Below are 20,689 nucleotides of genomic sequence, written 5' to 3' on the forward strand. Positions count from 1 at the left end.
ACGATCGGCGTTATCGCATTAGCATTACGAGCCGGACTGGTTAAGCCGTACAACCAGATAGATGCAGGTTTCATTCGTTTCGTTGATGAACCGGCAGTCATTTGGCGGCCCCAGTTCGAGACAGTCGCCGGCGTGCATTTCGTGGCGAGTGTCGCCCTCCTGAAACACCAGCTCACCGGACTGCAGCCAGATAAGCTGACGCGCCAGCGCGTAAGAAGAGGCAGGCATCGGAACATCGCTGCCCGCAGGCAGTTCAACCTGAACAAGGTCGATGGGCAGATCGGTGCGGGGAGAAACATGACGGCGCAGGTAGTGCGTCTGCGGATCGCGCCAGACGGGCTGGTTTGCAAGGCGCAGCAGCTTGCCTTCCTGCATCTCGGCCCGGGCAATCAGCGTGGACATGCTGATGCCAAACGCGCCTGACAGGCGGGCAAGCAAGGTGGCCGTCGGGCTACTGTCCCCGCGTTCAATCTTGTGGATCATGGCGCGGGAGACGCCTGCCCGGTCGGCCAGCTCGCTCAGGGACCATCCGCGAGACTCACGCTCCAGGCGAATTCTTGCGCTAATCCGTTGATTCATCGTGTCTGTTATGGTGTTCATGACGTCATACTATAGTGAATGAAGAGCATTTCAATGGGCTTTTGATAACAAAAAAATATGGCTTATGCCGTAGCGTTCGAGCTATACGATTGTGTAATATCGTAGCCACAACGTAATACTATAGTGAACAACACACAGAGGTTTAATCATGATCGTTCGTCATGCCTGCAAAGAAGACTGCGCTGCGATAGGAGAGATTTACAACCACGCGGTGCTGCATACTGCCGCGATCTGGAACGATAAAACCGTCGATACCGATAACCGAATTGCCTGGTTTGAGGCACGCACTCTCGCGGGTTACCCGGTTCTGGTAAGCGAAGAAGACGGCGTGATTACCGGCTACGCCTCTTTCGGCGACTGGCGCGCCTTCGACGGTTTTCGTCATACGGTTGAGCACTCGGTCTACGTCCACCCGGAACATCAGGGAAAAGGCATTGGCCGCACGCTGATGATCGCGCTGATAAACGAGGCCCGCGCCATCGGTAAACACGTTATGGTGGCCGGGATTGAAGCGCAAAACCATGCCTCGATTCACCTCCACGAAACGCTCGGCTTTGTCATCACGGGGCAGATGCCGCAGGTGGGAACCAAGTTTGGCCGCTGGCTGGACTTAACCTTTATGCAGCTGCAGCTGGACGAGCGCAGCGATCCGGACGCTATCCCATGAATCAGTCACTGACGCTGGCGTTTCTGGTGGCGGCGGGAATTGGTCTGGTGGTGCAAAACACCTTGATGGTGCGTATCACCCAGTCCTCCTCCACCATTCTCATCGCGATGCTGCTGAACTCCCTGGTCGGCATTGTACTGTTTGTCAGCATTCTGCTGCTGAAACAGGGCGTCGCCGGGTTCAGCGAGCTGGCCGCAACGGTTCGCTGGTGGACGCTTATCCCGGGGCTGCTGGGGTCGTTTTTCGTGTTTGCCAGCATCAGCGGATATCAGAACGTTGGCGCGGCGACGACCATCGCCGTGCTGGTAGCAAGCCAGCTGATTGGCGGGCTGGTAATGGACGTGCTGAGGAGCCATGGCATTCCGCTGCGCGCCCTGATTGGCCCGGTGTGCGGTGCGGTGATGCTGGTGGTCGGAGCCTGGCTGGTGGCGCGACGCCAGTTTTAAACGTTACAGTATGGTGCCGCCTTTCGTCAGCTGTTCCTCACGTGCGTCCATCTCCTCTTTATGCTGCTTACCGTGGTGCGAAATCGCGGTGCGCAGACGCTGCTGCTGGGTATAGCGATCTTCACGACTGAGCTCAGCATCATCGCTTAATTCGATCAGCAGCTCGTTCATGTGGGTAATCACGCTCTCTTCGATGGCGGCATCGACGCGGGCGATAACTTCATTTAAATGTGACATTGTCACTCCTTGTTATGTGCCCGGTAAGCGCAGCGCCACCGGGCAAACGATCAGTTCAGCTTTGCCTTAGAGAAATCGCTGCCCATCAGGCTCACGCTGTATCCGGTCACGTTGCTGCGGGTCGCGTAGAACGTTTTCCCGTTTGCCAGTGCGATCCACGGCGCCTGTTGGTAGAAGATCTCCTGCGCCTGGCCGTAGAGTTTCGCGCGCTCGGCCGGGCTGCTGGTCAGCTTCGCTTTTTGCACCAGCGCATCATACCCCTTATCGCACCAGCGCGCGGCGTTTGAGCCGGTTTTAATGCTGTTGCAGCCCAGCAGCACATCGGCGAAGTTGTCCGGGTCGCCGTTATCGGACATCCAGCCAAAAAGCGCGGAGTCATGTTCGCCTTTACGCATTCCGGAGAGATATTCGCCCCACTCGTAGGAGACAATTTTGGCTTTAACGCCGACTTTTGCCCAGTCGCTCTGGATCATCTCTGCGATACGGCGCGAGTTCGGGTTATACGGACGCTGAACCGGCATTGACCACAGCGTGACTTCCGCGCCCTTCTCCAGACCCGCCTGCTTCAGCAGGGCTTTCGCTTTTTCAGGATCGTAGCTGTAGTCCTTCAGGTCTTTATTGAAGCCCAGCATATTTGGCGGGATCGGCGATTTTGCCACCGTGCCCGATCCCATAAAGACCGCATTAACGATGGCCTTCTTGTCGGTCGCGTAGTTAAGCGCCTGACGCACCAGCACGTTATCGAACGGTTTTTTCTCTGTGTTGAACGCCAGATAGCCGACGTTCAGCGCATCGACCGAGTGCAGCGTCAGGTCTTTGTTGTTCTTAATGGCGTCAAACTGAACCGGGGATGGCGCAGGAATAATCTGGCACTCGTTGGTCTGCAGCTTCGCCAGGCGGGTTTCCACGTTTGGCGTAATGGAGAAGATGAGATGCTTCGTCGGCACTTCGCCTTCCCAGTAGTTCGGGTTTGCGACGTAGCGGATCAGCGAATCTACCTTATACTGCTGCAGGACGTACGGCCCGGTACCAATCGGCCAAGTGTCTACGTTTTCAGGCGTGCCTTTTTTCAGCATCGCGTCGGCGTATTCGGCGGAGAGAATGGAGGCGAAATCCATCCCCCAGTCGGCCAGAAACGCGGCGTTGGGTTCGCTGAGGGTGAACTGAACGTGATAATCGTCGACCTTTTTAACGTCCTGGATCAGCTTATCGAGACCCACATCGTTAAAGTATTCGTAGTTGCCCTGCGACACGTTGTGATATGGGTGTTTAGGGTCTTTCTGACGCATGACCGAGAAAATAACGTCATCGGCGTTAAAGTCGCGCGTCGGTTTGAAATATTTATTGCTGTTGAACTTCACCCCTTTGCGCAAGGCAAAGGTATAAGTCTTGCCGTCCGGCGAGATTGTCCAGGACTCTGCCAGCGACGGCACAGGGGTGTTTTTCACCGGGTCGAAATTGATCAGGCGGTTGTACAGTACCTGAGAACTGGCCACAAAAGACGGGCCAGAGCTGGCGATTTGCGGGTTGAAGGACTCGGGGGACGCTTCAGAACAGTAAATAAGGGTGTCGTTGTTTGCCGCCCATGCGGCACCGGCTGGTAACAGCGCGCTCAGCGCAAGAGCGAGCAGTGTTTTCCCTGTAGACATGGTTATAACCCTGACAGTTTTATTATATAGGACAGTAATAACAGCACAGGCGTTTTGACCTGGCAAATAACGAAACACTATCAGGTTATTCTAAAGCCGCGTTTTTTGCTGTTTTAACCGCCAGCGCCCAAAAAGATGATTTGCCTTAAGTTCCATTATTCGTCAAGCACAACCGTCACTTTCTATGCCGCAAGAAATCGGCCCTTTTAGCGTCTCTTCCCCCGTTTGGTTGCTTCCTCATTTCGTTAAAGTAACGGTGTGAAGAAGTATATGGGATCAAATCGTGGCAAAAACTCTTTTACGCAGCGGTAACCTGGATGACTTTCAGGCCGTTGGCGGCGGCGGACAAGCCGTTTTTGAATCAGCGTTACAAATCCGGGAAGCGCTCCGGTTGCGCAAACAACAGGCCATCGTCGACTGTCTGGCGATCCCTCAGGTCAACGACAGCGGTGACCGCGTGGACTGGTATTCTCCCGTTGAAGGGAGCGTAACCAGCTGGAAAGCGGCAGATGAAGATGACCGCTATCGCGCCCTGCGCTATCTGGAAAACACGCTCGCCAGCGTCGAGTCGTTAAGCAAGAAATGCCTCCAGTCCCCCAAAACCGCGCAGCAGCTTTTTGGCTCTCTGCTGTCAAAGGCGTTTCAGTTCCCGGGTGAAAACTTCCTCTTCCTGGTGGACGGAAAGCCTGTCATCAGCTTCTGGGGCTTTGTAAACCTGAACGAAAATGCGCGCGACGATGTTCTCGACTGCCTGCGAGAATCGCTGGTCCCTGAGCCTGCCCCCGTTGTGATTGAAGATCCTGAGCCCGAGCCTGAGCCAGAACCGGTTGTAGCCTTTGAACACGCCGACGAGCCGCTGATCGCCCCTTCCACGGTGGTGCGCATCACGCCGGAAGAGCTGTATGAGCCAAAGCCAGCCCCGGCGGTTGCGCAACCCGCTCAGGAACCAGCTGTGCCGATCGTCGCGAAAAAACGTCGTGTTCCCCTGTGGACGCTGCCGGTTGCTGCCGTGATCGTTGCCGCCATTGCCGCACCGCTGCTGTGGCCAAAACAGTCGCCTTCCGCTGAGCCCGCACCGGTGCCCACACCAGAACCCGTCGAGATTGCGCCAAAGCCGATCAAAGCGGTTGAGCCGCTGGCGATGAAACTGCCGCTGCATCAGGCAGAGGTCCTGGCAAACAAAGAAAAAGAGCCTGCTCCGGCGCCTGCGCCACAGCCTGCCCCGGTGGTGATTGTCGCCATCCCGAAAGATGCCATGGTGATGGAAGCGAATCAGGTGAAAGCGGGATCGACGCGTTTCCTGAACGGTACCTGGCGTGCGGTTCTCGACGTGAAAGATCCGGTCACCGGCAAGCCGCCTTCAATGCGCTATCAGATCCAGAACAATAAAGGCTTCGCCCGGGTTGTCCATGGCGACAACGTCGTCTGCCGCGCGGAGGTCTTCTCCGGGCTGCACAGCAACGGCGAGCTGATGATTAAAAGTCGCGGTACTGCCCGCTGCACCGACGGTTCCCGCTACCCGATGCCGGAAGTTGCCTGTAAAGCAGGCGCCAGCGATATCGCAGAATGTCGCGCCCGTTATGATGCCAATACCGTCGTTCCACTGACGTTCAAGAAAGCAGGTGCCTGATCCTATGCTGGTAAATCTTTGCGACTATAAACAAAGCGTCACGCTTATTGCCAACAGCGGCGTGCAGTTCCTTGATTTCGGTCTGACGCCGCAGGACACCGCCAGCAACGGGCGCTTCGTACGTAAAACCGCGAACGGCCCGCTTTTGCGACTCGATTTCGACCTGGTTAACGGGCGCTATACCCTGCCGGGAACGAACGGCGGGCAGCCTGAAGTGGTTAAGCCGGAAACCACCATCCCGCTGCATCAGTCCCTGGCGGTGCTGGACGGCGTCTGGCTTCCGGTTCCGTTCCTGCGCTTCAACCCGCCGCGAACCTTCGTTGAGGGGCCGGATAACTGGGCGCGCGTTCAGGTGCGCAGGCTGGATACACCCGACACGGCAGGCAATACGCACCGCGTCACTCTCGCCCTTGACAGCCAGATTGCTGACCACGCCACGTCCGCCCTTTCCCCGGTCGAAAACGATATTCTGAACGGGACCCGTTTCGCGCTGGCCTGGCGAGACAAGGAGGTTGAAAGCTTCCTCGACCAGACGTGGATTGACGGCTGGCTGCGCGAGGCATTTACCCAGTATGCCGACGGCGTTGAAAACCGCTCAGAACGCGATCTCCAGCAGGCGATGCGCGGTTTTGAATATCAGGCCCACTGGCTCAACCTGATGACCATGCTCGGTGAACAGCTCACCGTGCCGGAAGTGAAATTTGTAACCCATACGCTCAGCACGCCTGCCATTCCGGTCGATCTGATCCTCGACGTGGGCAATACCCACACCTGTGGCGTCATTATTGAAGACCACGGCGATGCCAACGATGGCCTGCGCCAGACCGCCGAGCTGCAGGTTCGCTCGCTAAGCGAGCCGCAGTTCCTGAATGCGCCGCTGTTCACCAGCCGTCTCGAGTTTTCGGAAGCGCGTTTTGGCAAGCAGCACTTCTCGGTTGAAAGCGGTCGCGAAGATGCCTTTGTCTGGCCGTCCATTGTTCGCGTGGGTGATGAAGCCCGCAAGCTGGCGATGCAGCGCCTGGGGACCGAAGGCAACAGCGGCATCTCGAGCCCGCGTCGCTACCTGTGGGATGAAACGCCGGTCGTGCAGGACTGGCGCTTTAGCCAGATGAACAGCAAGACCCAGCGTGAACCGCTTGCCACCGCGTTTCCGCTGATGAACCTGATGAACGATGACGGCGAGCCGCTCTTCACGCTGCCGCAGGACGAGCGGCTGCCGGTCTTCTCGCCGCAGTACAGCCGCAGTACGCTGATGACCCACATGCTGTGCGAGCTGCTGGCGCAGGCGCTGGGGCAGATCAACAGCGTCGCCACGCGCTTACGTCTGGGATTCCCGGCGTCGCCGCGCCAGCTGCGCACGCTGATCCTGACTCTGCCCTCCGCCATGCCAAAGCAGGAGCGCGAGATCTTCCGTCGCCGCATGTTTGAAGCCATCGCCATCGTCTGGAAAGCGATGGGATGGCACCCGCAGGATGAGGATTTTGTCACCCGCAAACAGCAGGAAAAAAGCGTGGTGCCGGTACCTGAAATCCAGATGGAGTGGGATGAAGCCAGCTGCGGTCAGCTGGTCTGGCTGTATAACGAAGCCATCTCCCGCTTTGGCGGCCAGACCGAAGCCTTCTTCGCCTCTCTTGCTCGTCCGGACCGCGAACCTGAGCCGGGTAGCCAGCCGGGCCGCGCGCTGCGCGTAGCGTCCATCGACATCGGCGGCGGCACAACGGATATGGCGATCACCCATTATCAGCTGGACGACGGTTCCGGCAATAACGTCAAAATCACCCCTCAGCTGCTGTTCCGTGAAGGATTTAAGGTCGCGGGCGACGATACGCTTCTGGACGTGATTCAGCGCTACGTGTTGCCCGCGCTGCAAACGCAGCTGCAGAAATCCGGTATTGCTGATGCCTCGCTGCTGATGGCCTCGCTGTTCGGCGACTCCGGGCGTATTGATACCCAGGCCGTACTCCGCCAGCAGACGGCGCTGCAGCTCTTTATGCCGATTGGCCATGCCATTCTTGCCGCGTGGGAATCGAGCGACGTTGACGATCCGCTGGCCGGTCTGCATGCCACCTTTGGCGATCTCCTGCCGCAGAAGCCGACGCGCAACGTGATGAACTATCTGCAGCAGGCGATCGATCATGCCCTGCCTGCGGGCTCTGACGCTTTCGACCTGTTCGCCGTGCCGCTGCACGTCAGCTTCCGCGAAATGCAGGATGCGATGCTGGCCGGGCAGTTTACGCTGGCCTCCCCGCTGCACGCGGTGTGTGAGGCGATTTCACATTACAGCTGCGATATTCTGCTGATCACCGGACGCCCCGGCTGCCTGCCCGGCGTGCAGGCGCTCATTCGACATCTGCAGCCGGTGCCGGTCAACCGTATCGTCTGGCTGGATAAATACCAGGTACATGAGTGGTATCCGTTCAGCCAGCAGGGGCGCATTGGCAACCCGAAATCGACAGCCGCCGTCGGGGCCATGCTCTGCAGCCTGGCGCTTGACCTGCGCCTGCCGCGCTTCAACTTTAAAGCCGCGGACATTGGCGCGTATTCCACCGTGCGCTATCTGGGCGTGCTGGATAACACCGTCAATACCCTGCGCGAGGAAAACGTCTGGTACCAGGATATCGATCTGGATAAACCCGGCGCGAAGCTTGACGCGCGTCTGCACTTCCCGCTGCGCGGTAACGTGACGCTCGGCTTCCGCCAGCTGGCGAACGCGCGCTGGCCCGCCACGCCGCTCTACACGCTCAGCATCAACTCGGCTGAACTGGCGAAAGCCATTGCCGGTGACGGCGTGCTGAACGTGCGGCTCAGGCTCTGCGGCGGCAGCAAGCAGGAGGGGCCGGAGGCCTTCGAGCTGAGCGATGCCTGGCTGCAGGACGGCACGCCTGTTGCGTCTGACGCATTAACCTTCAAATTGAATACTTTGGCCGATCGCCGACACAGCGGTAGCCACTACTGGATCGACAGCGGGAGCGTATACCTGAAATGACAGCGACGACGACCACCACTCAGGCCTTAATTGGGTGGATTAATGAGACGCGCCTGAACGCCCCTGTGCTGGATAACGATGCCGACGCCCTGCTTGCCCGCATCAACGCGGCGCAGGCCCGGGAGCAGGTCATTGAACGCGCCATGACCCGCCAGAGCAGCGTTGGGCTTTACGGCCATTCGCAGAGCGCGAAAGCGCACCTGCTGTTGTCTCTTTGCGGCAGCGGTAATGGACGCCTGAACGTGACGCCGGGCCAGCGCACCTTTGACTATTTTTCGCATATCAATCCGGGACATGCCCTGACCAACATGGCCGTCCGCTTTACCCGTGAAAACACGGAGGTGGCGGATGAGGCGTTCCCGCTGCGTCTGAGTCTTGTCACCGAGGCCGAGCTGGTACAGCTGTTTATTGCCCGTACGACCCTCCACCCACAGATGCGTGCGGTAGATAAAGCGGTCATTGAGACACGTCTGGAGAAGTGGCGCGGGCTGCGCCAGCCGCAGAGCGTGCCCGGCATCACGGCTCAGGAAGTGGGGACGATTGCCCGCTTCTGGCAAAGCACGGTTCCCGCAGCTAAGCAGCAAATTGATGATGCCCTGTGGCATGAGTTTGCCCAACTGGTACCTTCTCTCGATCTCAGCACGCGAGCCAGCGTCTGGTCGCTGCTCTGGGGCGAGCAGCAGGAGTTGACCCAGCAGTGGTTAAAACTGGCCCATGTGCTGCACCAGACCAGCCATGCCGGCGATCTTGCTGCCCCGCTTAGCCTGCTGGTGGACAGCTTTGGGCTGCCGGGTGAAGGGTTCCTGACGCACGACGGCGCGTTAGACCTTCAGGACGCGCAGGAGACGCTGCTTCATCCGCTGAATAGCGGTGAAATGCTTAACGCCATCAGCATCCCGGTCGACGTGCTGGCATTCCTGACCCGCGAGCTGGTGCTGCCGGTTGAGAACGGGGCTCTGGATAACGTCGATATTATTGATATTCCGGTTTTTGAAGATAACCGTGCCGATCCGCTACGCCAGGCAAAATCCCAGTGGCTTCTTGAACATTACCGTCAACAGCTTCAGCCGGATGTGCTGGTGATTTGCAACGCGACGGCACAGCACGAACAGACGGCCAAAAAAGCAAAAGTGTTAATGAACTGGGTGAAGGAGACGCAGCCTGCTGAAGAATCTGCCCTGCCGGGGCTGGTGTGGGCGATCACCCCGCATGACGCCCGCTTTACTACCCGGCAGAATCTCGATGAAGCCGTACAGCATCTGCTCGGAAAGCCGGGTTTACGCTGGGGCACGCTGCAGGCGCTGGACAGCCACAGCATGCAGCGCGTCATCGAATGGCTGTCTCAGGCCACGTTACCCGCGCAGCGACAGAAGCGTCTCGGCACGCTGAAAAACGCGCTGCGTCAGGAGCTGTCGGCGCTGATGCAAAGCTATCTGGCACCGCTGGTTGAAGAACCGGGGATAAGACGCGCTCAGGCGGAAAACATGGTGCGCATGCTGCAAAGCAGCGCCGCCCGCCACGGCGAACTGCTTGAAGGCATGCTGCCGCCTCTGAAAGCCTTTGAAACGCTGCTCGCCGTTCAGCAGCCTCGCGAGGAGCAGGTTAACGGGCTATTTACGGATACCATTGACCTGTTTGCCGAGAACGCCCAGGAAAGCACTGGCCTGTTCCAGACAAAAGACAAAGCGCGTCTCGCGCACCGAGTCTGGATAAATCATCTGCGCCAGTGGAGCCGCAACGAGGCGACCGCCGCCCGTCTTGGGCTGGATCCTGAGGTGTTACAGCAAATCGCGGATGTGCTGGTCGTCACCAGCTACCGGCTGGATCTGCCTCAACAGCTTCAGCGCATTGTCGAAGCGGATAAAAGTAGCGCGGCACAGCTGCATGCCGTGATGGGCAATTTCGTTGGCTGGCTGGGTTACGACCAGACGCCCGTGGCGACGCGTCCGGCAAGCCGCATCCGCAAGGGCCAGGCCATCTTCGTCACGCCGGTGGTCAGCAGAGCCGAGCCTCGTTTGACGCGCCTGGGAGAACAGCCTGTACATGCGGCCACCGCGTACGTGTACGACTGGCTGGTCGCACTCTATAGCCGCGCGATAGAGAACATTGATTACCAGCACCCGCATGATGTTCAGCCTGACGCACGTCAGGCACTGCGGGCTTTAATAAAGTAGCCGCCCTTCTTGCCGGGTGGCGCTGCGCTTACCCGGCCTACATTTCGCAACGATTATAAATCGCACAATAATCACATCGTCATACATTCGGCTAAGGCCCGCGCCAGCGCAGAGGGGTTTTCCCACGACATCGAGTGCCCCGCCGCAGGGATAATTTTTACCTCAACGCCCTTTTGCTTCAGATTATCCGCATCGTCATCCGGCAGAGAGAGCTCGCCAAAAATCAACGTTACCGGGCAAGGGAGTGACAGGAACTGCGCTTCCCACTCGGGCTCAACGCCCGCCACCAGGCTCGATGCGCCCCGCCAGACGGCATACGGCGCATTACTCTGCAGGCACCCGGCCCACGCCGTTTTTTCTGCGCTAAGCATGGCGTCATAACCCTGCTCCAGAAACTGTTGCTCGGTTTGCGCTGCAATAGACCGGCTGAACATGCCCCCACCCGCGTGGAAATTGGGCTCTGACACCATCAGTCCCTTCACGCGCGACCCCAGCAGCCCCGCCGTTTCGATAGCGATACTGCCGCCCATGCTGTGGCCGTATAACCAGAAGGAATCCAGCTCAAGATGGTCAATCAGTTCCGCGACAACGTGCGCCTGGTCAGTGGTTTTATAGCTGTAGTGCTCAGGCTTATCGCTGTAGCCGCTGCCGGGCAAGTCGATGAGAATCGCTCTGCGCGCGCCAAACAGCGGGTCATGTACGACGCGGGGATATTCGTAGGAAGAGGCGCAGCCCAGCCCGTGAATAAACACCACGGGATCGCCGGTGCCGGGCAGGTCATGCCAGCGCACGGTGCAACCGGCCTGCTGCGAGTAAAAACTGTTCATAAGCACTCCTTTTTATGATGCACTGTGTATTTATACAGCCACCACATCAGGAATGCTATGTTCATCTTTTAAAACTGGAAGCGTGCTTCAGAAAAGCGAGACCAGCAGCGCAACGGGAAAGCTCATTGGCCAGGTTGACCCCACCAGAAAAGCGCTGAGCAGGCGGATACGTTTGCGGTCTTTAGAGAGGAACCAGGTGATTAATGCGCAGATGGAAGCCATGATTGCGTAAAAAACCAACATCTTTTGATACAACGTCATTCTGTATACCAGAGCCGAAAAAATAACCGCACGCAATATGCGTCATATGTTGACACAGATCAAGTTTTTTCGTTACAGAATAACCACTTAAAAATTACGGCTAATGACAATTGAGTATCTTTCGTAACACGTGTGGCGGGCAAGGAGAACGCCTGGCCGCGCATGCGGCCAGGCTGGGAGGATTAGTGTTTTATCATGACATGCCGCACGACCGTATAATCCTCAAGCCCGTAGATCGACATATCCTTCCCGTAGCCCGATAGTTTCATGCCGCCGTGCGGCATTTCGCTCACCAGCATAAAATGGGTATTCACCCAGGTGCAGCCATACTGCAGGCGCGCGCTCAGGCGATGGGCGCGGCCAACGTCTTTGGTCCAGACCGAAGACGCCAGGCCGTATTGCGAGTCGTTTGCCCAGGCCAGCACCTGTGCCTCATCATCAAATTCGGTGACGCTCACCACCGGGCCAAACACCTCGCGCTGCACAATGGCATCTTCCTGTTTGGCCCCCGCCAGCAGGGTTGGCTGGAAGTAGTAGCCCGCCCCCTCTTTTTTGCTGCCCCCGGTCACGACGGTGATGTGGCTCAGGGCTTTGGCCTCATCCACCGCTTTGCACACGCGGGATAAATGCGCCGCCGAACTCAGCGGCCCCAGCTCGGTTGATTCGTCCTCGGGTGCGCCCATTTTCAGGCTCGCAACCGCGGCACCCAGTTTTTCCACCAGCGCGGCGTAAATGCCCTTTTGCGCGTAGATACGACAGGCGGCGGTACAGTCCTGCCCGGCGTTGTAGAAGCCAAACGTCCTCACCCCTTCGACAACCGCATCCAGGTCGGCATCATCAAAGACGATAACCGGCGCTTTACCGCCCAGCTCCATGTGGGTGCGTTTAATGGAGGACGCCGTATGGCCGATGATATGTTCCCCGGTAGCAATTGAACCGGTCAGCGAGACCATACGGACTTTTTCATGTCCGGTAAGCGGATCGCCGACCGTTTTGCCCCGACCAAACAGCACGTTAAGAACGCCCGCCGGGAAGATATCTTTTGCCAGCTCTGCCAGCTTAAGCGCGGTCAGGGGCGTAATCTCAGAGGGCTTAATCACCACGCAGTTCCCTGCCGCCAGCGCGGGTGCCAGTTTCCAGGCTGCCATCATCAGCGGGTAGTTCCACGGTGCAATAGAGGCAACCACGCCCACCGGGTCGCGGCGGATCATCGACGTATGGCCGTCAAGGTACTCTCCGGCGGCCAGCCCGTTAAGGCAGCGGGCGGCCCCGGCAAAGAAACGGAAAACGTCAACCACCGCCGGAATTTCATCACCCAGCGCGCAGTGCAGCGGCTTGCCGCAGTTGAGGGATTCGAGCCGGGCAAACTCCTCGCCGTGGGCTTCAATCGCATCCGCCAGCTTCAGCAGGCTCTCGGCGCGGGTTTTCGGCGTCGTTTGTCCCCACGCCACAAAAGCACGGTCGGCAGCCTGAACCGCCGCGTCGACCTGGGCCGCTGACGCCTCAGCAATCTCCAGCAGCACCTCTCCGGTGGCCGGGTTATAAACCGGCTGTTTCTCACCCTCTCCGGCAACCAGTTCACCGTTTATCAGCAGATGTTTTTGCATAGCATTTTCCTGTTGAATTCACTGTTATTTCCCGCTGCCGGCAATGTTTTCGCCGTCGCGGGTTAGCCACCAGGCTCCCAGAATGGGGATAGTTGTCACCAGCATCACCAGCAGAGCCACGACGTTGGTGACCGGCACGTCGCGCGGACGCCCGAGCTGGTTGAGCAACCACAGCGGTAACGTGCGCTCGTGTCCCGCCGTAAATGTTGTGACGATTATCTCGTCAAACGACAGGGCAAACGCCAGCATACCCCCGGCCAGCAGCGCTGAACCCAGATTGGGCAGCACCACATAGCGGAAGGTTTGCCATCCGTCGGCCCCGAGATCCATCGACGCTTCGACCAGACTCCAGGAGGTGCGCCTGAACCGGGCAATTACGTTGTTAAACACCACCACCACGCAAAAGGTGGCGTGTCCCACCACGATGGTGAAAAAGCCCGGCTCAAGGTCGATCGTTTTGAAGGCCGTCAGCAGCGCCAGGCCGGTGATGATGCCCGGTAACGCAATCGGTAACAGCAGCAGCAGAGAGATCGCATTCTTGCCAAAAAACTCGCTTCGCCACAGCGCCGCTGCAGCAAGCGTGCCAAGCACAAGGGCTATCGCGGTGGAGAGCGCGGCAATTTGAAGTGACAGCGTCACGGATTCGATAATATCGCCGCGCCCCGCCGCCACGCTAAACCACTTCAGCGTCAGCCCCTGCGGCGGAAAGCTAAAGGCAGCGTCTTCGGTGTTAAAGGCATAGGTTGCGATAATCAGCAGCGGGAAGTGCAGGAAGATGACGCCTCCCCACGCTGCCACTTTCAGGAACAGCGGTGCGCGTTCAGAGTGCATCGAATGCTCCCAGACGTTTCACGAACGCCAGATAAAGAGAAATAAGCACGATGGGTACCAGCGTGAACGCGGCGGCCATGGGCATATTGCCAATGGCACCCTGCTGCGAGTAGACCATGTTACCGATGAAGTAGCCCGGCGGCCCCACCAGCTGCGGAACGATGAAATCCCCCAGCGTCAGGGAGAAGGTGAAAATGGACCCCGCCGCAATGCCCGGAATGGCCAGCGGCAGAACGACGTAGCGAAAGGTCTGGCGCGGGCGCGCGCCGAGGTCGGCCGAGGCCTGCAGCAGCGAGGCCGGCAGGCGTTCCAGCGCCGCCTGGACAGGCAGGATCATAAACGGCAGCCAGATGTAAACGAAGACCAGAAACCGTCCCAGCCCGGAGGTGGATAAGGTGTTGCCGCCAATCGCCGGGAGCGTAAGGAGTGAAGTCAGGATCGGTTCCAGCCCCATATGGTTGAGAAACCATTGCGCCACGCCGTCCTTCGCCAGCAGCAGCGTCCAGGCGTAGGCTTTGACGATATAGCTCGCCCACATTGGCAGCATCACGGCGATATAGAAGAAAGCCTTCCACTTGCCGCGGGTGTATCGCGCCATGTACCAGGCCATCGGGAATGCGAGAATGGCGCTGGCAATCGTCACCGCAATCGCCATCGTTAAGGTTCGCAGGATGATGTCGTAGTTAGCCGGGTTGAAAAGCGCCTGAATGTTCGCCAGCGTCAGATCCGGCGTGACCGCCATGGTGAAATCGTCAAAGGTGTAGAAACCTTGCCACAGCAGCGTCAGCAACGATCCTAAATAGACGATGCCAAACCACATGAGCGGCGCGAGCAGAAGCAGGAACAGGCCGAGCGACGGTTTTCGCCAGAACAGCGCCGTCATGCGGCTGAAGCGGCCGTGCGAGGCGGGAGGATGCGCGACACTCATAGACATTTCACCTCTCCTCGTGCAGGCGAATCATCGCCTCGCGTGACCACGACGCCATCACCGCCTGCCCCGGCGCAATGCCGCTCAGCGGCGAGGTTTCACTGAGATTGGCCTGGCTCACCAGCAGTTTGGCGCCATCGGCAAGCTTCAGCTCCAGCCGCGTGGCCGCCCCCTGGTACTGAACGGCCTGCACGATGCCCTGAACCTGAACGTCTCCGCCCTCGTTAAGACGAATATGTTCCGGACGCAGGGAATAGCTACCTTCCATACCGCAAATTTTCTGCGCTAGTCCGGCATCAAAGACGTTGGAAGTGCCCACAAAACTCGCGACAAACGGCGTGCGCGGACGCATGTAGAGATCGCGCGGGGTATCCACCTGCTCGATCCGCCCGTTATTAAACACCGCCACCCGGTCTGACATTGAAAGGGCTTCACCCTGATCGTGGGTGACGAAAATGAAGGTAATGCCGAGTTCCTGCTGAAGTTTCTTCAGCTCGAACTGCATCTGTTCACGCAGTTTGAGATCGAGCGCGCCCAGGGGCTCGTCCAGCAGCAGGACGCGCGGCTCATTGACCAGCGCGCGGGCGATGGCGACACGCTGCCGCTGGCCGCCGGAAAGTTGCGAAGGTTTGCGGGCAACGGCAAAACTCAGGCCCACTTTTTCGAGGGCATCACGGGCCCGCGCATGGCGTTTTTTCTTGTCGATGCCTTTGACCATCAGCCCGTAGGCGACATTGTCGAGGATCGACATATGCGGGAACAGCGCGTAATCCTGAAAGACGGTGTTTACATCCCGCTCCCAGGGAGGCAGTTCGCTCGCCTCTTTGCCGAAGATAGAGATCGTCCCGCCTGACAGCTGTTCAAAACCGGCAATCAGGCGCAGGCAGGTGGTTTTGCCGGAGCCCGAAGGCCCCAGCATGGAGAAAAACTCTCCGTCACGAATCGCAATGGTGACCCCATCCACCGCCCGTACGTCGCCGTACAGACGGGAAACATTGTTAAACTCTACCGCGTACGTCATGTTCTGCTCCCGGGCAATTAACGACCGCCCATGATGGCGATGTAATCCTGCGTCCAGCGGCTGTAAGGTACAAATTTGCCGCCTTCGGCGATGGGGGTTTTCCAGAACATGATTTTGTCGAACTCGTTATAACCGTTTGTTTCACAGCCTTTATCGCCCAGCAGCGTGCTGGCTTTACACCCTTCCGGCACCACGGGCAGGGAGCCAAACCATGCTGCCAGATCGCCCTGCACTTTCGGCGTCAGCGACCAGTTCATCCACTTGTAGGCGCACATCGGGTGTTTTGCCTGCGCGTGCAGCATGGTGGTATCCGCCCAGCCGGTCACCCCCTCTTTCGGGAAGACGGTTGCAATAGGCTGGTTCTCCGCCTTCAGGGCATTCGCCTGATATGGCCAGGCGCTGGAGGCCACGACGCCCTCGTTTTTGAAATCGCTCATCTGGACGGTGGTGTCGTGCCAGTAGCGGTGAATCAGAGCATGCTGGTCGCGAAGCACCTTAAGCACGGCAGCATACTGTGCTTCGGTAAGCTGGTACGGGTCTTTGATACCCAGCTGCGGCTGCGTGGCTTTGACGAACAGCGCGGCATCCGCGATGTAAATCGGGCCGTCATACGCCTGCACGCGTCCCTGATTGGTTTTCCCGTCCGGCAGATCCTGTTTTGTAAAGACCACGCTCCAGCTGTCAGGCGGCGTCGGGAAGGTTTTGGTGTTGTACATCAGCAGGTTTGGCCCCCACTGGTACGGCGTGCCGTAGACTTTCCCGCCGACGTTAAACCATTCCCCTTTCACAATACGTCCGTCGAGGGTTTTCCAGTTGGGGATAAGGTCGGGGTTAATCGGCTGGACGCGTTTGCCCATGATCAGGCGCAGGGAAGCGTCACCTGAGGCGGTGACCAGGTCATATCCCCCTTTCGCCATCAGGCTGACCATTTCATCCGACGTGGCCGCCGTTTTGACGTTGACCGCACACCCGGTCTCTTTTTCAAACTGGGTGACCCAGTCGTAGTTTTTATCCGTCTGTCCGCGTTCGATGTATCCCGGCCAGGCGATAATATCCAGTCGACCTTCCCCGTCGCCGATGGCCTTTGGAGGTTCTGCGGCTTGCGCTGTCATGATAGTCATGCCGAGCGCGCACAGGCTGCTGCGGGCAAATTTTTTGCTCATAAGGGTTACTCCTGTCGCAATGAAATTTAGCGGCAGCCGTGCCGTAAAAATATCTCTCTCATTAAACGTAGACCGCGCAAATGCGCCGCACCGTACGGCTTCAGGAAATTTCATCAAGGTGTGACCGAGGGCGCATTCCCCGTTAACTGGATTATAGACAAGGAGTTAGGCGCGAGAGACGGTATGCAGATTTCCTATGACAGGGCACCGCGAAATATTCACAGTGCCGTCATCAGGATAAGAAATGAATATTTAAAAAACGAAAAAAGGATTATTCCAGCATCGTGCTAATTAATTTGCCTAACTGAATGACCGCCTGCTCTTCTCGCTCTCCCCAGGCCCACGACGTATTAAAACGGAAGAACGGCGTCCATGCGTCAGAAGTGGAAAACATCTTTCCGGGGGCAATGCTGATGTGGTGCGTTAAGGCTTTTTCGCTCAGCAGCCCCGCGTCCAGATGCGCCGGAAGCTCCAGCCATAAAAAGTAACCACTGTCGTTATGATGGATTTTGACGCCGGCAGGCATATGGCGCAAAAGGGACTGCCAGGCCTGCTGCTTTCGCTCGGCGAGCGTACGCCGCAGGCGGCGCAGATGGGCGTCGTAGCGTTTCGTCGCCAGGTAATCAACCAGCGCCAGCTGCACAGGTGAGCTTGTGGAGAGCGTGCTCATCAGCTGCAGCTGCTGAATACGTCGCGCGTGTTTTCCTGCCGCAACCCAGCCGATGCGAAAACCGGCCACCAGACATTTTGAAAAGGACGAGCAGTGCAGCGTCATATCCTGACGATCCCATGCTTTCGCCGGAAGCGGTTTTTCGCGCCCAAAATAGAGCTCGCTGTAGACGTCGTCTTCAATCAGAGGAACGTTGTGCTGCGTTAATAGCGCGACAAGCTGCGCTTTTTTTTCCGCGCTCAGCGTGAAGCCAAGCGGGTTTTGACTGTTGGTCATTATCCAGCAGGCTTTAACCGGATACTCCTTCAGCGCCTGTTCAAGGGCATTCAGGTCAATCCCTTCGCGGACGTCCGTCGCAATCGACAACGCTTTAAGCTTCAGGCGTTCGAGCGCCTGCAGCGCGCCGTAGAAACAGGGGTTTTCGACTATCACCCAGTCGCCCGGCTCGGTCACCGCCTGCAGGCTGAGATTGAGCGCTTCAAGGGCGCCTGCGGTGATCACAATCTCTTCCGGGGAGATGTTCATCCCCTGCTGCGCGTAGCGGCGGGCAATGGCGTGGCGGAGATCGACGTTACCCGGCGGCAGGTTCTCAATCACGCTCATCGCCGTCGCGGTTTTGCTGACGTTCGCCAGCGAGCGGTTGAGCTGCTGCAGCGGGAAAAGCCGTGGGTCGGGAAAGGCGGAGGCAAAAGGGACAACGGACGGGTCGCGGCTGGCCTGTAAGACGTCGAAGATGTAGGTGTTAATATCCACGACTTCGTCACGCATCACCTGGGCAGGTGGAGCAGGCTGATGTGCGGTCGGGCGCGAGGCAACGTAATAGCCCGACTGCGGTCTGGCGACAATGCGCCCCTGACTTTCCAGCATCTGATACGCGTGGCCAACGGTCATAAAACTCATGCCGCTGCTCGCCACCTGCTCTCGCAGAGAAGGCAGCTTATCGCCCGGCAGCCATACGCCGAGCTCTATCTGCGAGATAATTTGTTGCGCCAGACGCTGGTATTTTTTCATCAGATTCTCCTTGTGGCTGACAGTGTATATCAGCAGGAGAAAAAGAGAAGATTTAGCTAACTGTTATAGTTCGGGAAACGAATTACTTGCGGTACTCGGTAACGTGGCTTTGCGCCTGACGCGCAGCGGCCAGGTGATCGAGCGTTATCATCGACGATTTGCAAAAGATGCATTTCGCGCCGAGTGGGTTTTTCTCAGACACATCAAAGACTGAGGTACGGTACTGCGAGCCATGACAGCATGGGCAGCGGAAATGAATATAAGAAGTCATAGGATTCTCCTGTGAACGTAAAAACGTAAATTACTAATGGGCCGATTGGGCATAATGGTTTTAAACAAAACGAATCGGAATGTAGATAAAGACCCAAGAGAGGCTGCGGAGAGGCACAACGTGATGAGAACTGCTTTATAAAACTACGTCAGATATTTATTTGGACTCAAAACCAGAAGACCATTAACGCACGGCGTTGACGACAAAGCAAGCTGTTTTATGTGTAAAATGCATAAAAATACAGTTTTGAACTGTGATGCTCACATTACAGTGGGATATTGATTAAGCCTATAGCTACAACCAAGTACATAACCCCATGAAATATAAATAATTTAAATGCCATTTTTTGCCTAATTGGCTTGCCCGTTCTGGAGTATTAAATTACTCACAAATACCATTGACTTAATGAGAAAGGAGCTTTACATGGCAATCCCAGCATATTTATGGATAAAAGACGATGGCGGAGCGGATATTAAGGGTGCGGTTGATATACAGAATCGGGAAGGAAGCATAGAAGTTAATGGTTTTTCCCACAATCTCAGTCTGCCTACAGATGGTCTTACGGGAAAAATCACCGGTACCCGCAAACATTCATCCATAATCATACAAAAAGACTTTGATTCATCGTCACCGTATCTTTATAAGGCAGTTGCAACCGGTCAAACTCTTAAATCGGCTGAGTTTAGATGGTACAAGATTAATGATGCGGGGCAAGAAGAAGAATACTTCAACATGTTTCTTGAAGGCGTGAAAATCGTCGGTGTCTCACCAATGATGCATGACACAAAAGATCCCACAAAGGAAAAACATAATCACCTCGAGTGCGTAGAATTTCGATATGAAAAAATCACCTGGAAACACTGTGACGGTAACATTATGTTTAGCGACAACTGGAATGAGAGACCGCAAGCATGAGGTACCCAACTTTAGCGGTATCTCCTCATCCATCTTATGATATTTCATCTTTCTCTCCGCCAGGCGTTAATATTATAAATAATATGATGCTGGCAAGATTTCATCGAGGCCCATCAGCACTAACATATGAGTGGTTTTACCAACAGGTCAGGTTACATGGCCCATGGGATTATAAAACAAGAATAGGCCGCCAATACGAGAATTTTGGTAATTTTCACTATGGTGCAGTTGGTACTGCGGCTGGAATATCTGCCTCCATTCTTTTACGTGCTGCAGGCTGGGCGCAGTCAAAGTCAGGGAATGGCAACTCAAATGATGGACACTGGTATGGTTCCCCTCCTTTTGGGGATGACCCGAATGATCAACTCTGGATAAAATGCGGAATAGACTATGCAGCAAGAACGGGGTTTTAAAAAACGCTATATACTCGCACCTGTATTTTTCGCACTCGCCTACGCAGGATGGGTTTTATTTTTCACCAACTTCCCTGTCGAACAAGAATTACATTCAAAAGTGAACGTTAATAAGTGGGCTGTTTTGTACGTCACACAAGCTAATGGAGGAGCCATGACATCCTTTACCTATCATTACTATTTATTAGATGCAAAAAGAAGCGAAGAAGATTTTTTAACGCATATCGATCAGGCCACGCCATTCATGGTGACTAACGATCCTGCGGTGAAAATCGATGTTAAAGACGATGGTGTATATCTGCGTGTTCGAGGTGACGTATACTCTTTCCATAATACGTCTAAACTTGCCAATATCCTTCTGAATGCATCACCATATTGATGG

General features: G+C 56.7%; 20 protein-coding genes. 8 read left to right on the top strand and 12 right to left on the bottom strand.

Annotation, left to right across the window (positions count from 1 at the left end):
• Window positions 1-24: 24 nt before the first annotated feature.
• On the bottom strand, window positions 25-600 hold the full coding sequence (locus FOY93_RS12035; RefSeq protein ID WP_008501301.1) for a helix-turn-helix domain-containing protein: 576 nt from the start codon (window positions 598-600) through the stop codon (window positions 25-27).
• A gap of 148 nt (window positions 601-748) precedes the next feature.
• Between FOY93_RS12035 and FOY93_RS12040 the strand changes: the two genes are divergently transcribed.
• On the top strand, window positions 749-1,267 hold the full coding sequence (locus FOY93_RS12040) for a GNAT family N-acetyltransferase (RefSeq protein WP_143345181.1): 519 nt from the start codon (window positions 749-751) through the stop codon (window positions 1,265-1,267).
• Entirely contained in the window at window positions 1,264-1,713 is a 450-nt protein-coding gene (locus tag FOY93_RS12045) for a DMT family transporter (RefSeq protein ID WP_143345182.1), read from the top strand. The genes FOY93_RS12040 and FOY93_RS12045 overlap by 4 nt, the downstream gene beginning before the upstream one ends.
• A gap of 3 nt (window positions 1,714-1,716) precedes the next feature.
• Here FOY93_RS12045 and FOY93_RS12050 read toward each other — a convergent pair whose 3' ends face one another.
• Together FOY93_RS12050 and FOY93_RS12055 are read right to left on the bottom strand one after the other, a co-directional pair.
• Window positions 1,717-1,950: a YdcY family protein gene (locus FOY93_RS12050; RefSeq protein WP_008501298.1), complete on the bottom strand. Its 234-nt coding sequence runs from the start codon at window positions 1,948-1,950 to the stop codon at window positions 1,717-1,719.
• Window positions 1,951-2,000: 50 nt separating this feature from the next.
• Window positions 2,001-3,599, bottom strand: a complete 1,599-nt coding sequence (locus FOY93_RS12055; RefSeq protein WP_045908830.1) for an ABC transporter substrate-binding protein — start codon at window positions 3,597-3,599, stop codon at window positions 2,001-2,003.
• Between the two features lie 283 nt (window positions 3,600-3,882).
• On the opposite strand from FOY93_RS12055, the gene FOY93_RS12060 reads away from it, so the two are divergent.
• The 3 genes from FOY93_RS12060 to FOY93_RS12070 are packed head-to-tail and all read left to right on the top strand — an operon-like array spanning window position 3,883 to window position 10,389.
• Window positions 3,883-5,229 (top strand): SrfA family protein, encoded by a 1,347-nt coding sequence (locus FOY93_RS12060; RefSeq protein ID WP_143345183.1) that lies wholly within the window; start codon window positions 3,883-3,885, stop codon window positions 5,227-5,229.
• Between the two features lie 4 nt (window positions 5,230-5,233).
• Window positions 5,234-8,215, top strand: coding sequence for a virulence factor SrfB (locus FOY93_RS12065; protein WP_143345184.1), 2,982 nt, complete (start codon window positions 5,234-5,236; stop codon window positions 8,213-8,215).
• Entirely contained in the window at window positions 8,212-10,389 is a 2,178-nt protein-coding gene (locus FOY93_RS12070) for a virulence factor SrfC family protein (RefSeq protein WP_143345185.1), read from the top strand. The genes FOY93_RS12065 and FOY93_RS12070 overlap by 4 nt, the downstream gene beginning before the upstream one ends.
• 71 nt (window positions 10,390-10,460) lie before the next feature.
• On the opposite strand, the gene FOY93_RS12075 is transcribed toward FOY93_RS12070, so the two are convergent.
• The 9 genes from FOY93_RS12075 to ymcF form a co-directional block, all read right to left on the bottom strand.
• Window positions 10,461-11,216, bottom strand: coding sequence for an alpha/beta fold hydrolase (locus FOY93_RS12075; RefSeq protein ID WP_133294525.1), 756 nt, complete (start codon window positions 11,214-11,216; stop codon window positions 10,461-10,463).
• Window positions 11,217-11,303: 87 nt separating this feature from the next.
• A complete protein-coding gene (locus FOY93_RS12080) occupies window positions 11,304-11,477 on the bottom strand; it encodes a GhoT/OrtT family toxin (RefSeq protein ID WP_013096478.1) in 174 nt (57 codons plus the stop codon).
• A 182-nt stretch (window positions 11,478-11,659) separates the two neighbouring features.
• Window positions 11,660-13,084 (bottom strand): aminobutyraldehyde dehydrogenase, encoded by a 1,425-nt coding sequence (gene patD, locus FOY93_RS12085; RefSeq protein WP_143345186.1) that lies wholly within the window; start codon window positions 13,082-13,084, stop codon window positions 11,660-11,662.
• 24 nt (window positions 13,085-13,108) lie between these two features.
• Window positions 13,109-13,915 (bottom strand): ABC transporter permease, encoded by an 807-nt coding sequence (locus FOY93_RS12090; RefSeq protein ID WP_029741505.1) that lies wholly within the window; start codon window positions 13,913-13,915, stop codon window positions 13,109-13,111.
• Window positions 13,905-14,843 carry an ABC transporter permease gene (locus FOY93_RS12095; RefSeq protein WP_411800915.1) on the bottom strand — a complete coding sequence of 313 codons (939 nt, stop codon included), beginning with the start codon at window positions 14,841-14,843 and terminating at the stop codon, window positions 13,905-13,907. The genes FOY93_RS12090 and FOY93_RS12095 overlap by 11 nt, the downstream gene beginning before the upstream one ends.
• A gap of 7 nt (window positions 14,844-14,850) precedes the next feature.
• Entirely contained in the window at window positions 14,851-15,864 is a 1,014-nt protein-coding gene (locus FOY93_RS12100; RefSeq protein WP_136194946.1) for an ABC transporter ATP-binding protein, read from the bottom strand.
• 17 nt (window positions 15,865-15,881) lie between these two features.
• Window positions 15,882-17,027, bottom strand: coding sequence for a putative ABC transporter substrate-binding protein YdcS (gene ydcS, locus FOY93_RS12105; RefSeq protein WP_115875287.1), 1,146 nt, complete (start codon window positions 17,025-17,027; stop codon window positions 15,882-15,884).
• Between the two features lie 271 nt (window positions 17,028-17,298).
• The gene (locus FOY93_RS12110) at window positions 17,299-18,708 is read right to left on the bottom strand and encodes an aminotransferase-like domain-containing protein (RefSeq protein ID WP_127731091.1); all 1,410 of its coding nucleotides are present in this window, start codon (window positions 18,706-18,708) and stop codon (window positions 17,299-17,301) included.
• Window positions 18,709-18,790: 82 nt separating this feature from the next.
• Window positions 18,791-18,979: a cold shock small protein YmcF gene (gene ymcF, locus FOY93_RS12115; RefSeq protein WP_028013309.1), complete on the bottom strand. Its 189-nt coding sequence runs from the start codon at window positions 18,977-18,979 to the stop codon at window positions 18,791-18,793.
• A 423-nt stretch (window positions 18,980-19,402) separates the two neighbouring features.
• Between ymcF and FOY93_RS12120 the strand changes: the two genes are divergently transcribed.
• The 3 genes from FOY93_RS12120 to FOY93_RS12130 are packed head-to-tail and all read left to right on the top strand — an operon-like array spanning window position 19,403 to window position 20,686.
• A complete protein-coding gene (locus FOY93_RS12120; RefSeq protein ID WP_143345187.1) occupies window positions 19,403-19,894 on the top strand; it encodes an Hcp family type VI secretion system effector in 492 nt (163 codons plus the stop codon).
• Window positions 19,891-20,307, top strand: a complete 417-nt coding sequence (locus FOY93_RS12125) for a polymorphic toxin type 44 domain-containing protein (RefSeq protein ID WP_143345188.1) — start codon at window positions 19,891-19,893, stop codon at window positions 20,305-20,307. Before FOY93_RS12120 ends, FOY93_RS12125 begins: the two co-directional genes overlap by 4 nt.
• Complete coding sequence (locus tag FOY93_RS12130) at window positions 20,285-20,686, top strand: hypothetical protein (protein ID WP_133294531.1); 402 nt, start codon at window positions 20,285-20,287, stop codon at window positions 20,684-20,686. The genes FOY93_RS12125 and FOY93_RS12130 overlap by 23 nt, the downstream gene beginning before the upstream one ends.
• Window positions 20,687-20,689: the final 3 nt, after the last annotated feature.

The organism is Enterobacter sp. 18A13 (assembly GCF_007035975.1).
In the GTDB taxonomy this organism is placed as follows: Bacteria; Pseudomonadota; Gammaproteobacteria; order Enterobacterales; family Enterobacteriaceae; genus Enterobacter; species Enterobacter vonholyi.